At 73.7% G+C, this 14,221-nt stretch carries 11 protein-coding genes; 7 read left to right on the top strand and 4 right to left on the bottom strand.

Going from position 1 to position 14,221, the window contains the following annotated elements:
* The first annotated feature begins 73 nt into the window (after positions 1–73).
* Entirely contained in the window at positions 74–910 is an 837-nt protein-coding gene (locus ACSUPT_RS27345) for a pentapeptide repeat-containing protein (protein WP_436945938.1), read from the top strand.
* Between the two features lie 89 nt (positions 911–999).
* Positions 1,000–1,821: a class I SAM-dependent methyltransferase gene (locus tag ACSUPT_RS27340; protein WP_365727615.1), complete on the top strand. Its 822-nt coding sequence runs from the start codon at positions 1,000–1,002 to the stop codon at positions 1,819–1,821.
* Between the two features lie 33 nt (positions 1,822–1,854).
* Here ACSUPT_RS27340 and ACSUPT_RS27335 read toward each other — a convergent pair whose 3' ends face one another.
* From ACSUPT_RS27335 to ACSUPT_RS27320, 4 genes are all read right to left on the bottom strand, one after another.
* Positions 1,855–2,136, bottom strand: a complete 282-nt coding sequence (locus ACSUPT_RS27335) for a LuxR C-terminal-related transcriptional regulator (RefSeq protein ID WP_436945935.1) — start codon at positions 2,134–2,136, stop codon at positions 1,855–1,857.
* Positions 2,022–4,757 (bottom strand): ATP-binding protein, encoded by a 2,736-nt coding sequence (locus tag ACSUPT_RS27330; RefSeq protein WP_436945934.1) that lies wholly within the window; start codon positions 4,755–4,757, stop codon positions 2,022–2,024. Before ACSUPT_RS27330 ends, ACSUPT_RS27335 begins: the two co-directional genes overlap by 115 nt.
* Before the next feature lie 143 nt (positions 4,758–4,900).
* Positions 4,901–6,283, bottom strand: coding sequence for a cytochrome P450 (locus ACSUPT_RS27325; RefSeq protein ID WP_399218267.1), 1,383 nt, complete (start codon positions 6,281–6,283; stop codon positions 4,901–4,903).
* Positions 6,284–6,294: 11 nt separating this feature from the next.
* On the bottom strand, positions 6,295–7,341 hold the full coding sequence (locus ACSUPT_RS27320) for a terpene synthase family protein (protein WP_361663053.1): 1,047 nt from the start codon (positions 7,339–7,341) through the stop codon (positions 6,295–6,297).
* An 819-nt stretch (positions 7,342–8,160) separates the two neighbouring features.
* Between ACSUPT_RS27320 and ACSUPT_RS27315 the strand changes: the two genes are divergently transcribed.
* From ACSUPT_RS27315 to tgmB, 5 genes are all read left to right on the top strand, one after another.
* Positions 8,161–9,756 (top strand): M4 family metallopeptidase, encoded by a 1,596-nt coding sequence (locus ACSUPT_RS27315; RefSeq protein ID WP_403504597.1) that lies wholly within the window; start codon positions 8,161–8,163, stop codon positions 9,754–9,756.
* Between the two features lie 83 nt (positions 9,757–9,839).
* Positions 9,840–10,775: a MerR family transcriptional regulator gene (locus ACSUPT_RS27310; protein WP_436945932.1), complete on the top strand. Its 936-nt coding sequence runs from the start codon at positions 9,840–9,842 to the stop codon at positions 10,773–10,775.
* A gap of 249 nt (positions 10,776–11,024) precedes the next feature.
* A complete protein-coding gene (locus ACSUPT_RS27305; RefSeq protein WP_399218265.1) occupies positions 11,025–12,833 on the top strand; it encodes a S8 family peptidase in 1,809 nt (602 codons plus the stop codon).
* A 203-nt stretch (positions 12,834–13,036) separates the two neighbouring features.
* Positions 13,037–13,234: a putative ATP-grasp-modified RiPP gene (gene tgmA / locus ACSUPT_RS27300; protein ID WP_351964135.1), complete on the top strand. Its 198-nt coding sequence runs from the start codon at positions 13,037–13,039 to the stop codon at positions 13,232–13,234.
* Between the two features lie 17 nt (positions 13,235–13,251).
* On the top strand, positions 13,252–14,178 hold the full coding sequence (gene tgmB / locus ACSUPT_RS27295) for an ATP-grasp ribosomal peptide maturase (RefSeq protein ID WP_436945931.1): 927 nt from the start codon (positions 13,252–13,254) through the stop codon (positions 14,176–14,178).
* The last annotated feature ends 43 nt before the right edge of the window (positions 14,179–14,221 follow it).

Here is a 14,221-nt window from a genome sequence, read left to right as displayed (position 1 = left end):
GACCCGAACGCGCGCCCGGCGGGGACCGCCCCGCGCGGCCCCGCGGCGGCCCGCACCTAGGAGACCCACCGCCGTGAAGGCCCCGTCCCCCCGCGTCCCGCACACCGAACGCTCCGACCTGCGGGCCGACTGCGCCGACTGCTTCGGGCTGTGCTGTGTGGCGCTGCCCTTCGCCAGGTCGGCCGACTTCGCCGCCGACAAGCCCGCCGGCACGCCGTGCGGCAACCTCGGCGCGGACTTCCGCTGCGGCATCCACACGCGGCTGCGCGACAGCGGCTACACGGGCTGCACGGTCTTCGACTGCTTCGGCGCCGGACAGAAGGTGTCGCAGGTGACGTTCGGCGGCCGCGACTGGCGTGCGGAGCCGGACGCGGCGCGCGAGATGTTCGCCGTCTTCCCCGTCGTACGGCAGCTGCACGAGCTGCTGCGGTACGCGGCCGAGGCCCTGGACCTGCCGGCGGCGCGGCCCGTCCACCGCGAGCTGCGGCGCCGCCACGACGAGATCGACGCCCTGACGCGCGGCGACGCCGGATCGCTGCTCGCGCTGGACGTGCCGGCGCTGCGGGCGGAGGTGAACGTCCTGCTGCTGCGGGCGAGCGAACTGGCCAGGGCCGCCGTACCGGGGCGCCGCAAGGACCACCGGGGTGCCGATCTGATGGGGGCGCGGCTGCGCGGGGCGAAACTGCGGGGCGCGAGCCTGCGCGGCGCCTATCTGATCGCCGCGGACCTGTCGGGCGCCGACCTGCGCGACGCGGACCTGATCGGCGCGGACCTGCGGGACGCCGACCTGTCGGGCGCCGACCTGACGGGGGCGCTGTTCCTGACCCAGCCGCAGCTGACGGCCGCCCACGGCGACGGTGCGACCCGCATCCCGGCGACGCTGCGGCGGCCGGGGCACTGGGCGGGCTAGCACGGCGTGTCCCCGCCGCGGCGCGCGGCCGCCGGTGCACGGTGGAGCGGCAGTGGTCCGCATCTGGGAGACACCACCGGGAGGACGCCATGTCGCGCAGCGGGTCCGCGGGGACGCGGAGGGACCGGTCGAAGGCGTCGTACAAGGTGCGGTACGCGCTGAGCCATCCGGAGCGGGTCGTGCCGTATGTGCGGCGGGCCGGGCGGGATCTGTGGCTGCGGCTGCGCAGCGGCGGCGACCACGTGGCGTACTACCGGGCGGTGATGGCCAGCGACACGGCGCGCAGCCCGGAGGCGGCGGTGGGCGGCGGGCCGTCGCGGGAGCGGTGGCTGGCGATCGGCCGGATGCAGTTCGACTACCTGCTGGAGCACGGGCTGCGCCCGCAGGACCGGATGCTGGAGATCGGCTGCGGCAATCTCCGGGCCGGGTGGCGGTTCATCGAGCATCTGGAGCCGGGCCACTACTACGGGATCGACATCTCGCCGGACATCCTCATCGAGGCGAAGCGGACGCTGGTGCGGTACGGGCTGCAGGACCGGATGCCGTATCTGACGCCGGTGGACGACCTGACGCTGGACTTCCTCCCCGACGGCTGGTTCACGGTGGTCCACGCGCACAGCGTGTTCTCCCACTCGCCGCTGGAGGTGATCGACGAGTGCCTGGCGAACGTGGGGCGGGTGCTGGCGCCGGGCGGGTTCTTCGACTTCACGTACGACCGTACGGAGGGGCGCGAGCACCAGGTGCTGCGGGAGGACTTCTACTACCGGACCGAGACGCTGGTGCGCCTGGCGCGGCGGCACGGGCTGCAGGCGCGGTTCATGGACGACTGGGAGCGGCTGCCGCACGGCCAGTCGAAGCTGCGCGTCACGCATCCTCAGCCGCAGGCGGAGCCGGACCCGACGGCCCCCTGAGCCCGGCGCCCCGCGGCGGGGCGCCGGGACGGTTCACAGGCCGAGGGCGCGGCGCAGTCCGAGCCGGTCGGTGCCGAGCTTGGTGAACACCGCCGACAGCACCTCGGAAACGGTCTGCTCGTCGCTGCGCAGCCGCCCGGCGATGGCCGTGTTGTCGAGGCCCTCCGCGGCCAGCAGCGCCGCCGACTCCTCACGGGTCGTCAGGGTGTCCCGGTCGGCGTGGGCGGGGCGCCGGGGCCGCAGCCCCGCGGCGGAGAGCTGCTCGCGCGCCCGGGCGGCGAGGGTGTCGGCGCCGCAGGCGACGGCGGCCTCCATGCCCCGGTAGAGCTGCTGCGCGGCCTGGTCGAGGTTGCCCATGGAGCGCAGCGCCGTGCCCTGGTCGACCAGCGCCTGCGCCAGTTCGTACGCGGCGGGCGACTGCTCCAGGTGGCCGACGGCCTCGTCGAGCAGCGGGATCGCGCGGGCCGGTTCGACGACCGCGGCGGCGATCCGCAGGGCCTGCCCGATGGCGCGGCGGTGCCGAACGCGCGGGCCCGGTTGACGGCCTCGTCGGCCTGCTCGCGGGCCTCGTCCGGCCGCTGGTCGGCCAGGGCGAGGGCGAGGTCCAGCTGCCAGGGGCTCCAGGCCGGGTTGTGGGCGCCGCGCTGCCGGAGCCGCCGGCCGACGGCGGTGAGCTGCTGGACGGCCTCGTCGGTCCTGCCGCCGGCCAGCAGGAGCCGTCCCCTGACGGCCTGCGGGTCGGGGTAGACGACGGTCTTGGGATTCTCCTCGCCGAAGCGGTAGCGGTCGGCGATCCGCTGCGCCTCGTCGGTGCGGCCGCGGGCGAGGAGCGTCTCGATGAGGGTGCCGATCGCGTACAGCTGGGCGGGGATGCCGCGGTCGACGCGGTCGGCGATCTGCAGTCCGCTGCGGACGAAGTCCTCGGCCTCCGCGAGCCGTCCGCGCCGGTAGCGGATGTAGCCGAGGAGGGTGTACGCGAAGGAGAGGTGGGCGCCGCGCCAGCCCTTCGCCTCGAACTCGGCGATGCCCTCGTGGAACAGCTCCTCGGCGCGGCCGGGCTGGTCGCAGTACATCAGTGTGAGGGCGACGACGGCCGGTACCTCGAAGCCGAAGTCCTGGTCGGTCCAGCTCATTCCGCCGTGCAGGGCGCGCTCGGCGTAGTGGAGGGACTGGGCGACGGGCTCGCCGCGCATGACGATGTCCCAGGCGCGCAGGCCGAGGATGTGCCGTTCGGCGAGGTCGCGGCCGGTGACGTGCCTGGCGAACTGGGACAGCAGCCGGGACCGGCCGGGCGCGTCGGGGTCCGCGGCGTTGACCGCGTTCCACTTGAACTGCTCGGCCTGCATCCGCAGCCGCGTCCTGGCGCTGGTGGTGTTCCCGGCCTCCTCTGCGAGGAGTCCGGTGGCCTGCTCCATCTGGCCGGTGTGCGCGAGGGCCTGGGCGAGCCGGTAGGTGACGGCTTCCCGCAGGTCCGGGTCGATCTTGGGTTCCTCCAGGGCGGCGCGGAGCTGGTTGACCGTGGTGGCGGGCTCGTGGGGCAGGTTGGCGGAGCCGAGTTCGAAGAGCACCTGCGCGCGGTCCTCGATGTCCGGGGGTTCGCGCAGGGCGCGGGCGAGGTAGCGGCGGGCGGCATCGGGCGCGCCGGCGGACAGGCTGTCGCGGGCCGCGCGGCGCAGCTGCTGGACGACCCACGGGTCGCCTTCCGGGTGCAGTTCGAGGATGTGGCGGGCGGCGGCGGTGGCGCCGAGGCCCGCGTCGACGAGGGCGGTGGCCGCCATGCCGTGCATGCCGACGCGTACGCCGTGCGGGATGGAGGTGTAGACGGCGGTGGCGATCAGCGGGTGGTGGAACTCGACGACCCGCTCGCCTTCCGTGCGGGAGTCGGTGATCTGCAGGATGCGGGCCTTGTCGAGCAGCGCGGCGGCTTCGGCGAGCGGGGAGTCGCCGAGGGCGGCGACGGTCCCGACGATGCCGGCGGGGACGCCGCTGCCGACGACCGCGGCGGCCCAGGCGAGGCGGCTGGCGGACGGGCCGAGTTGTTCGAGCCGTTCGATGAGGCCCTTGCCCTTGACGGCGGAGGCGAGGTCGCGCAGTTGCGGGATGCTCTCCTCGCGCGGGACGAGTCCGCGGCGCCGGCCCTTCTCGGTGAGTTCGACGACCTCGTAGGGGTTGCCGCCGGTGATGGCCCAGCATTCGCGGCAGAAGAGTTCGTCGGCGTTCTGTCCGAGGGTGGTGCGGATGATGCTGCTGACGGCCGCGGAGGTGAGCGGGGACAGCTCGTGCGCGAGGGTGCGGTCGCGGGCGACGAGGGCGTGCAGGCGCATGGCCTCCCGCGGCAGTTCGTCGGGTCGGCAGGCGACGGCGATGAGCATGCCGAGCTCGGCGGCGCGGGAGGCGAAGGCGGTGAGCCAGGCGAGGGATTCGGGGTCGGCCCAGTGGACGTCGTCGAGGGTGAGGACGACGGGTCCGTTGCGTACGGAGAGGTTGGTGACGACCCAGTCGAGTCCGTCGCGGACGCCCTGCGGGTCGGGGCTGGCGCCGGGCTTGGGCGCGGACAGTCCGGTGGCCGGGGCGACGATGTCGTACCAGTCGCCGAGGATCTGGCGGCGCTCGTCCTCGGGCATGGCGGCGAAGACGGGCTGGACGAACTGGCGCATCACATGGAACGGGACCTGCCGCTCCTGCTCGCCGCCGCTCGCGCAGAGCACGGTGCAGCCGCGCTCGCGGGCGAGCCGGCGGAGGCGTTTGAGCAGTGTGGTCTTGCCGACTCCGGCCGGTCCGGCGAATCCGATCACCCCGCCCTGGCGGGCGGTGAGCCCGCCGTCGGGCGAGGTGCCGCACAGGCCGTCGAGCGACCGCTCGATCGCTTCGAGCTCGGATTCCCGTTCCAGCAGCGGGGCCGTGTCTCGTCCCCGCTGCTCTCCGGCCGTTGTCATGACGTGCCCCCTCCAGCGCGTGCGGCCGAGTCTAGGGGCATGACAGCGGGAAGTTGCCCTGGCGGACCATTCTTTGGGGAATATCGCCACTCATATGAGGGGAACGCTGTATCCTTCGCTGACGCTGCCGCCGGGACCGGGTTTCAGTCGCGGGCCACGGGGATCATCGGCAGGGCGTCGGGGAGCGGGATGCCCGCGGGCACCTCCTTGACCGTGGAGCCGGGTGCGGGCCTGAGCCGCCAGCGGCGGCCGACGCTCGCGACGGCGGTGAGGATCTCCGCCACGGCGAAGGCGTCCCCGATGCACTTGTGCTGCCCGGCGCCGAACGGGATGAAGCTGTCGAGGCGCGGCAGCACACGGGACGGATCGGTGTCGTTCCAGCGCTCCGTGTCGAACGCGGTGGGGTCGTGGAAGAGCTCCGGGTCGCGGTGGAGTGCGTAGGGGCTGTAGGCGAGTTCGGCTCCGGCGGGGATGTCGACGCCGCCGAGGGTGACCGGGGTCAGCGGCCGCCTCGTGAACAGCAGCGGCGAGTGGAGCCGCAGCGACTCCTCGAAGACCCTCTTGGTGTAGGTGAGCGAGGGCAGGTCCTCGGGGCGTACGGGGCGGTCGCCCACGACCTCGTCGATCTCGGCGTGGACGCGGGCCTCGACGTCGGGGTGGCGGGCGAGTTCGTGGAAGATCCAGGCGAGGGTGGTGGACGCCGTCTCGGTCCCGCCGAAGAGGATGGTGATGAGTTCGTCGCGGACCTGTTCGGCGCTCATGGTGTCGCCGGTCTCGGGGTCCTTGCTCGCCAGGAGCAGGGAGATGAGGTCGTCGCGGCCGCGGTCCTCGGGGCCGTGCTCGGCGACGACCTCGTCGATGATGGAGCGCAGGCGGGTGGCGGCGGCGTTGAAGCGCCGGTTGAGGGGGATGGGCAGGCGGTCGAAGGCCTTGGGCATGACCGTGCGGACGAGCATGCCCTCCAGGATGATCGGGAACGACCGGTGGACCTCGCGTACGGCGGGCTGGTCCACGTCGCCGGAGAAGATCATCCCGGCGACGGCGGAGAGGGCGAAGCGGCGCATCTCCCGGTCGACGCGGATCTCCCGCCCCTCCGTCCACGAGGCGGCCATGGCGTCCGCCTCGCGGCACATCAGCTCGGCGTAGCGGGAGATGCGGTTGCGCTGGAACGCCGGCTGCATGAGGCGGCGCTGCTTGCGGTGGAAGGCGCCGTCGGTGGTGGCGATGCCGTTGCCGAAGAGGGGCCGCAGCTTCTCGAAGATGCGGCCGCGGCCGAACTTGTGGGCCTCGCCGACGAGGACGGTGTGGATGAGGGCGGGGTCGGTGAGCACGTGCAGGGGCCAGCCGCCGAGGTCGACGCGGACGACGGGGGCGATACCGCGCAGCGACTCCAGGAAGGCGATGGGTCCCCGGGAGAGCTGGAGGGCGTGGCCGAGGACGGGCAGCCGTCCGGGCGCCACGGGGGCGCGTCCGGCCGTGCTCCCGCGGCCGGGTGCGGTGGTGGGGGTGTGCCGGGTGTCGGTCATGGGATGTCCCCTCAGGTCACGGAGACCAGGTCCGGGCGGGTGTAGGCGGCTTCGAGCCCGGCGGCGAACCGCTCGTCGCGGTACCGGGTGCAGTCGTGGCGCTGCCAGAGGTCGGCGCCGATCATCCAGTCCTCGTACCCGCGGACGCGGTGTTCCACGGCGGTGCGGGCGGCCGGGTCGGTGACGCCGAGCGCGTCCAGGGCGCGGGGCAGGTCGCGGGCGGCGGCGCGGAATTCCTCGACGCGGTCGTGGATACGCCGCTCCACGGCCCGTACGGCGTCGGGGAGGGTGAGTCCGTGCCATGCGGCGAGGAGCGCGGCGAGGTTGTTGGTGTCGCCGCAGGAGTACTCCTTGGGGAGCGAGAAGACGTCGTTGCCCCAGGAGATGACGTCGATGGCGCTGAAGAGGAGCTCCCGCAGGGCGGGGCTGCGATGGAGGTGCTCGGGGACCTCGATGCCCTGGTCGGCCTCCACCATGTCCATCATGGGCAGGAGTTGGGAGCTGTGGCGGCGGGTCTGGATGTAGTCCTCGACGGTGGGGCGGTGTCCGGGGCGCCGGTTGGCGGCCTCCTCGTCGAGGGAGCGGAGCATGCGCGGGACATGGCGACGGTAGCGGTCCCGCAGTAGCGGGGTCATGCCGGCCAGGATGCGGTCGCAGAGTTCGGCGAAGGACGCCACGAGGGGGTTGTCGCGGGCGGGTCCGGGCACGCCGGCCCCCGCGGCGCCGGTGGCATGGAGGGCGATGGCGTCGGAGAGGGGCTGCCAGTCCTGGACGCGGCCGGTCCTGATGAGGAGGTCGTGCTGGTCGTCCAGGACGAAGGACCAGGCCATCCACTGGGAGAGCAGGAGCAGCCGCTCGTAGGGGGCGCCGCGGCTGACGCGGGCGGAGAGATGGCCGAAGCCGATGCCCGCGAACTGCTCGCTCGCCGCCGTCTCTATCAGGCCCCGCTCGACGGCCCAGGCGGTCGCCTCGGCGTTGGCGCGGTCGCCCGCGGGGTCCTTGGAGTTCTCAAAGGGAAGATGAAATTCCGGAACGGTAAAAGGGTCGAGATGGGGCATTGATCTCCCTCCGAAGGAAATCCCGGTCCGCATTCCCCCGGTTCGCCCGCTCTCGGCCGGAGGCCGGTATCGAGCACGCGACCGGAGGGCCGCACGCCGTGACTCACCTTGCTCACTCCGGCCGCGGAACAGCTCGTTTCCCGTCCGGACGGGGACTGCGCCGAGCTGCTCTTTGAAGCCATTCGCGCTTATTAACCCGTATCGTGATCGACACTGTCAATATCATTCGGCCGGGCTCGCACCCAGGGTTTCCCCGCGTGCCAGCGGATTATTCGAAAGGGCATATGCGGGCTTTCCGTTCGCCCGGTTCGGTGGTGTTTTCGGCGGCTTGGACCGGCGCACCGGCCGGACGTCCCGCCGGTGCCGCACCCCGCGCGCACCCGGCCGCACATCCGCACGCGGGTGCCCGCGTCCCGCACGCCGGGACACGGGTCCGCACGCGCGCCCGCGCGCCCTCGCGGGCGCGCTTCCGTACACCGGGGGGCGGTGGCCGGTATCCGCGCATCGGGCGCCGTCCGCCCACCACCGGACAGCGCGCCATGGAACGAGTCGTTCCGCGACGGAACGAGGCGATCGCGACGTACGCCGAAAAAATCCGACGTACCGCCAACAGGTGTCCGCTGAGCGAACGTTGGACCACACCTTCAGGACAAGAGCTGGTCAAGAACTTGATTGAGCACTGTCAATCCATGGTCGTCTCCTGGCAGTCTCCTCCGCATCCCCATCCCCCACGGATCGAGAGAAGGAGACCGCGTGTCCCCGAACTCCCGCACGTCGCGGCGTACTCTGCGCGCCGCCGCCCTCGCCGCCACCGCCGCCATGGTCGTGGTGGGCGTGCAGTCCGGTACCGCCACGGCCGGTGACGCCGCCACCGGCTCGGCCGCCCTCGACCGGGCCGCCGGCGCGACGGCGCTGCCGCTCGCCGCCGCCGACCGCGTGGCGGCCATCCGCTCCGCGCAGGCCGGGGCCGCCGCCACCGCCGAGCGCCTCGGACTCGACACGGCCCGCGAGAAGCTGGTCGTCCGGGACGTGGTGAAGGACGCCGACGGCACCGTGCACACCCGCTACGAGCGCACGTACGCGGGCATCCCGGTGCTCGGCGGCGACCTGGTCGTCCACACCGCCAAGGACGGCCGCACCAAGGGCGTCACCAAGGCGACCCAGGCGAAGATCGCCGTGGCGGACACCGAAGCCGCCCTGGCACCGGCCGCCGCCCGCAAGGGCGCCCTGGCCGCCGCGGCCGCCGAGGACGAGGTGACCGGCACGCCGTCCGCGGCCGCGCCCCGCAAGGTCATATGGGCGGCGAGCGGCAAGCCGGTCCTGGCGTACGAGACGGTCGTCCACGGCCTCCAGCACGACGGCACCCCGAGCGAGCTGCACGTCATCGCGGACGCCGCGACCGGCAAGGAGCTGTACTCCTACCAGGCCGTCGAGACCGGCAGCGGCACCAGCCAGTACAGCGGCACCGTCCCGCTGGGCACCACGGCCACCGGCTCCGGCTACACGCTGACCGACGCCGCCCGCGGCGGCCACAAGACGTACGACCTGGGCGGCGGCACGTCCGGTACCGGCACGCTGTTCACCGACGCCGACGACACCTGGGGCAACGGCCTGCCGACCAACCGCCAGACGGCCGCCGTGGACGCCCACTACGGCGCCGCGCTCACCTGGGACTTCTACAAGTCCGAGCTGGGCCGCAACGGCATCGCGGGCGACGGCAAGGCCGCCTACTCGCGCGTCCACTACGGCAACGCGTACGTCAACGCCTTCTGGCAGGACAGCTGCTTCTGCATGACGTACGGCGACGGCGCCAACAACGCCAAGCCGCTGACCTCCATCGACGTGGCCGGCCACGAGATGACCCACGGCCTGACCTCCCGCACCGCGGGCCTGCGCTACAGCGGCGAGTCCGGCGGCCTCAACGAGGCCACCAGCGACATCCTCGGCACCTCCGTCGAGTTCCACGCCAACAACCCGAGCGACCCGGGCGACTACCTCATCGGCGAGAAGATCGACATCCGGGGCAACGGCACGCCGCTGCGCTACATGGACAAGCCCAGCAAGGACGGCAGCTCCGCCGACTTCTGGTCGCGCTCGGTGGCCCGCATGGACGTCCACCACTCCTCGGGCGTCGGCAACCACTTCTTCTACCTGCTGTCCGAGGGCAGCGGCGCCAAGACGATCAACGGCGTCTCCTACGACTCGCCGACCTACGACGGCACTCCCGTCACCGGCATCGGCCGCGTCAAGGCGTACCAGATCTGGTACAAGGCCCTGTCCGTGTACATGACGTCCAGCACGAACTACGCGGGCGCCCGCACGGCCACCCTCCAGGCGGCCACCGACCTGTACGGGGCGAACAGCGCCGAGTACCAGGCCGTCGCCAAGGCGTGGGCCGCGGTCAACGTGAAGTGACGTAACGATTCACCGCCACTCCCCCGCCGTACCGGGCCGCCTGTCCGCCCCGGTACGGTGGGGGCCCGCCGAGGGAGGTGACGGTGTCCGCCGACGGGACGTGGAGCATCGGGGAGCTCGCCGAGCAGGCCGGCACCACCGTGAAGACGGTGCGGTACTACTCGGAGCTCGGGCTGCTGCCGGAAGCCGCCCGCAGCGCCGGCGGCCACCGCCGGTACGGGGCCGGGGCGCTGGACCGGCTGCGGCTGATCCGGTCGCTGCGCGGCCTGGACCTGCCCGTCGCCGAGGTGGGCCGGCTCCTGGACCGCGAGGACGCCCTGGGCGAGGCGCTGGAGGGCGCCGTCGCGGGTCGGCTGCGCGAACTCGGCTCCGCCATGGCCCGGTTGCGCTGGCGGGAGGCGTCCCTGCGGCTGCTGCGGGACTGCCCGGCCGAGGAGCGCGCCGACCGGCTGCGGCTGATCGGGGCGCTGGACTCCCCGCCCAGCACGGCCCCGGTGGCGCGGTTCCTGCGCCGGGTGCTGCCGCCGCGGCTGCCCGCCCGGCTGGTCGCCTCGATCATGGACGCGGCCGTCCCGGCGCCGCCCGACGACCCGGCGCCCGCGCAGGTACTGGCCTTCGCCCGGCTGCACGCGCTGGCGACCGACGCGGCCGGCGCGGTCAGCGTGTGCCGGCCGGTGGCGAACACCCCGGAGGGCACGTGCCGTCCGGCCGTGCTGTACGACGGGCTCGCCGAGGCGTTCGCGCTGGCAGCGCCGGACGTGCGGGCGGACCGCGCGCCGACGGGCGGCGAGGCCCTGGACTGCTTCGTGGCGGCCCACGCCGCGATGCGCTCCGCCCGCGACACCCCGGAGTTCCGGCGGCGGCTCAGCCGCTACCTCGACGAGGTCGCCCACCCCCGGATCGACCGCTTCTGGCAGCTCACGGCCGAGGCGGCCGCCACGGCGGAGCCGACGTTCGGCGCCCTGGACGACTGGCTGCGCGCGGCACTGGCCCGGGACGTGGCGGAAGCGGCGCGCTGAAGCCCCCTCCCCCACACGGGAGTCGGGGCCGGTCCGGCGTGCCGAGGCGGCCGCTGCGCCCGCGTCCGTCCGCTCGGGGCATCCGCGGTCCGGCGTGCCGGACACGCTCGGGGAGCCCGGGTGACCGGCCGGTGAACAACCTGTGCGAAAAGACCTCTTCCCTTGACGTGCTCATGAATGAGATCTTTCGCGTCGACCACTTCTCACCCGGCCGGCCGGCCCGACCCGTCGGCGGCCTTCGGAGGACTCATGCTGCCCCACATATCCGCCGGGCTCCGGCGTTCGGCCGCCGTCGCCGCTCTCGGCGCGGCCGTCGCCCTCGCGGTGCCGGCGGCCCCCGCCGCCGCGAGCGCGCAGGCACCGGCCGCCGCGCCCGCCGCCGTCCCGGCCGCCGCGGCCGCCCCGGCCGGCGCCTGGGCCGCGGGCACCCGCGCGTACCTGGTGATCACCGCCCCGGGCGACACCTCGGCCGTACGCGCCGCCGTCGCCGCGAACGGCGGCACCGTCTTCGCCCACTACGACGCGATCGGCGTGGTCGTCGCGCACTCCGCGTCCACGTCGTTCGCCGCCACGATGCGCGGTGTCACCGGCGTGCAGCAGGTCGGCGCGACCCGCACCTCGGACGTGCCCGCCGACGCGTACGCCCCGGCGATCCCCGCCTCCCCGGCGCAGAGCCCGACGACGCTCACCGAGTCCAACCGCTGGGACATGACCCAGATCAAGGCCGACCAGGCGTGGGCCGTCACCACCGGCTCCGCCACCGTGAAGGTCGGCGTCCTGGACACCGGCGTCGACGACCTCCACCAGGACATCGCGCCCAACTTCAACGCCGCCGACTCCGTCTCCTGCGCCTACGGCAAGGCCGACACCCGCGCCGGCGCCTGGCGCGACGTCGGCACCCACGGCACGCATGTCGCGGGCACCATCGCCGCGGCGAAGAACGGCAAGGGCGTCGTCGGCGTCGCGCCGGGGGTGAAGATCTCCTCCGTCCGCATCGCGGAGCCCGGCACGTCGATGTTCTACGCCGAGAACACCATCTGCGGCTTCATGTGGGCCGGCGACCACGGCTTCCGGGTCACCAACAACAGCTATTACACCGACCCGTGGATGTTCAACTGCCCGGACGACCCCGACCAGGCCGCCATCATCGAGGGCGTCCGGCGGGCCCAGGCGTACGCGGAGAGCAAGGGCTCCCTCCAGGTCGCCGCGGCGGGCAACTCCAACTACGACCTGGCGAACAAGACCACGGACACCTCCAGCCCCAACGACTCGACCCCGGTGACGCGCCGGATCACCAACGCGTGCCTCGACATCCCGACCGAGCTGCCGGGCGTCGTGACGGTCGCCGCCATGGGCCGCGGCAACGTGAAGGCGTCGTACTCCAACTTCGGCCAGGGCGTCATCGACATCGCCGCGCCGGGCGGTGACGGCTCGTACGGGGTGTACTCCACGCTGCCGGGCGGCAAGTACGGCAACATGAACGGCACCTCCATGGCGTCCCCGCACGTGGCGGGTGTCGCCGCGCTGATGGTGAGCGTCAACCCGGCCCTCACCCCGGCCGACCTGCGGGCCCGGCTGGCGGCGCAGGCGACGGACACGGCCTGCCCGTCCGACAGCCGCTGCACCGGCACCACCGCGAACAACGGCTTCTTCGGCGAGGGCCAGACCGACGCGCTGAAGGCCGTCTCCGGCGGGACGACGCCGCCCGCGCCGGGCCGGTACTTCGAGAACCTCACCGACGTGGCCGTCCCCGACAACACGACCGTGGAGAGCCCCATCTCGGTCACCGGCCTCACCGGCAACGCCCCCGCCGCCCTGAAGGTCGGCGTGGACGTCAAGCACACCTACCGCGGCGACCTCGTCCTGTCGCTGGTCGCCCCGGACGGCACGGTGTACCCGCTGGAGGACTTCGCCAACGGCGACAGCGGCGACGACGTGGTCAAGACGTACACGGTCGACGCCTCCGCCGAGACGGCGGCGGGCACCTGGAAGCTGCGCGTCCGCGACATCGCGACCCAGGACACGGGCCGCATCGACGCCTGGAACCTCACCTTCTAGTCCCCACCGCGCGCACGCGACGGCGCACCGCCGTCCCGGGCCAAGGGCCCGGCCGCCTCCCAGGCGGCCGGGCCTCTCGCGTTCCCGCCGGGACAAGAGCCCGTGTCAGGGCGTCGGGTGACGGTGTGTGGTGAGATCCCTACGCCGCTTCCCCGTACTGGTCGGTGGACACACCACCCACCGAGCGGGGATGAGACCGAGCCATGAGCAGACCGTTCGCCCTCCAGTACGCCGTGCCGGCCGGCACCTCGGACGACGCGGCGCTCCCGTACGCGTACGACTCCGGCCTCCAGTTGAACGTCCTGCCCGACGGGCGGCCCGCCGTGTGCGACCCGGCGGTGCTGCGCGCGGCGGGCACGACGACGTCCAAGGCCGGCTCCCAGACGCATTTCGACGACTGACGGCGAGGCGGCCCGCGATGACCGTGCTGATCCTCACCTGCGAAGGGGACGTCACGGCGGACCTGGTGGTGGCCGAACTGGCCGCGCTGGGCACGCCGCTGGTACGACTCGACCCGGCGGACCTGCCGGGCCGGGCGGCGCTGTCCGCCGAGTACGCGAGCGGCGACTTCGACGGCTACCTGTCCGTGGACGGCCGGATGGTCGCCGCCGCCGCGCTGCGGGGCGTGTGGGTCCGCCGCCCCGGCCCGCCCGCCGCCCTCGCCGCCGAGCCGTCCGACTGGCTGACCGCCGAGACGGGCCAGGCCCTGTACGGGATGCTGGCGTCCACGGACGCCCGCTGGATGAACCCGCCGGGCGCCGCCGAGAGGGCCCGGCTCAAACCGTGGCAGCTGCGCGCCGCGCACGGCAGCGGCTTCGCCGTCCCGCCGACCGTCGTGACGACGTTCCCGCGGGTCGCCGAGCAGTTCGCGGCGCGGCACGGCCGGGTGGTCGTGAAGACCCTGTCCGGGCCGCCGCGCGGGGAGCCGCGCATCGCGGTGCCGACAGCGCTGGTCGGCGCGGACGCGGACTTCGCCGCCGTGGCGGCCGCTCCGACCCTGCTCCAGCGCTATGTGCCCAAGCGCGCGGACATCCGCCTGACGGCCGTGGGCCGGAGGCTGTTCGCGGCGCGGAAGACCGCCGCCGAGGGCCAGGTCGACGGGCGGTACGGCGACACGGGGCACGGCTGGGAGCCGACCGCCGTGCCGGAGCGCATCGAACGGTCCGTGCGCGCCTACACGGCCGCCGCGGGCCTCGCGTACGCCGCGTTCGACTTCGCGGAGGACGAGGAGGACGTGTGGTGGTTCCTGGAGTGCAACCAGGGCGGCCAGTTCGGGTTCGTGGAGCTGGACACCGGACTGCCGGTGGCGCGGGCGATCGCCGAGTGGCTGGCGGGCACGGCGTGAACGGGCGGGGGCCCCGTCCCGTAGGAGAGGGCGCATGCCGGCG

The organism is Streptomyces sp. SudanB25_2051 (assembly GCF_964272635.1).
Lineage (GTDB): Bacteria > Actinomycetota > Actinomycetes > Streptomycetales > Streptomycetaceae > Streptomyces.
Note: the sequence above shows the minus strand (reverse complement) of the source record. Positions and strands in the feature narration are given on the sequence as shown.

Coding starts and splice junctions, on each gene's coding strand:
- ACSUPT_RS27325 (WP_399218267.1), bottom strand. CDS start 6,283: ATGACCGACACCCGGCACACCCCCACCACCGCACCCGGCCGCGGGAGC.
- tgmA (WP_351964135.1), top strand. CDS start 13,037: ATGAGCAGACCGTTCGCCCTCCAGTACGCCGTGCCGGCCGGCACCTCG.
- ACSUPT_RS27340 (WP_365727615.1), top strand. CDS start 1,000: ATGTCGCGCAGCGGGTCCGCGGGGACGCGGAGGGACCGGTCGAAGGCG.
- ACSUPT_RS27330 (WP_436945934.1), bottom strand. CDS start 4,757: ATGACAACGGCCGGAGAGCAGCGGGGACGAGACACGGCCCCGCTGCTG.
- ACSUPT_RS27335 (WP_436945935.1), bottom strand. CDS start 2,136: ATGGAGGCCGCCGTCGCCTGCGGCGCCGACACCCTCGCCGCCCGGGCG.
- ACSUPT_RS27320 (WP_361663053.1), bottom strand. CDS start 7,341: ATGCCCCATCTCGACCCTTTTACCGTTCCGGAATTTCATCTTCCCTTT.
- ACSUPT_RS27305 (WP_399218265.1), top strand. CDS start 11,025: ATGCTGCCCCACATATCCGCCGGGCTCCGGCGTTCGGCCGCCGTCGCC.
- ACSUPT_RS27315 (WP_403504597.1), top strand. CDS start 8,161: ATGGTCGTGGTGGGCGTGCAGTCCGGTACCGCCACGGCCGGTGACGCC.
- tgmB (WP_436945931.1), top strand. CDS start 13,252: ATGACCGTGCTGATCCTCACCTGCGAAGGGGACGTCACGGCGGACCTG.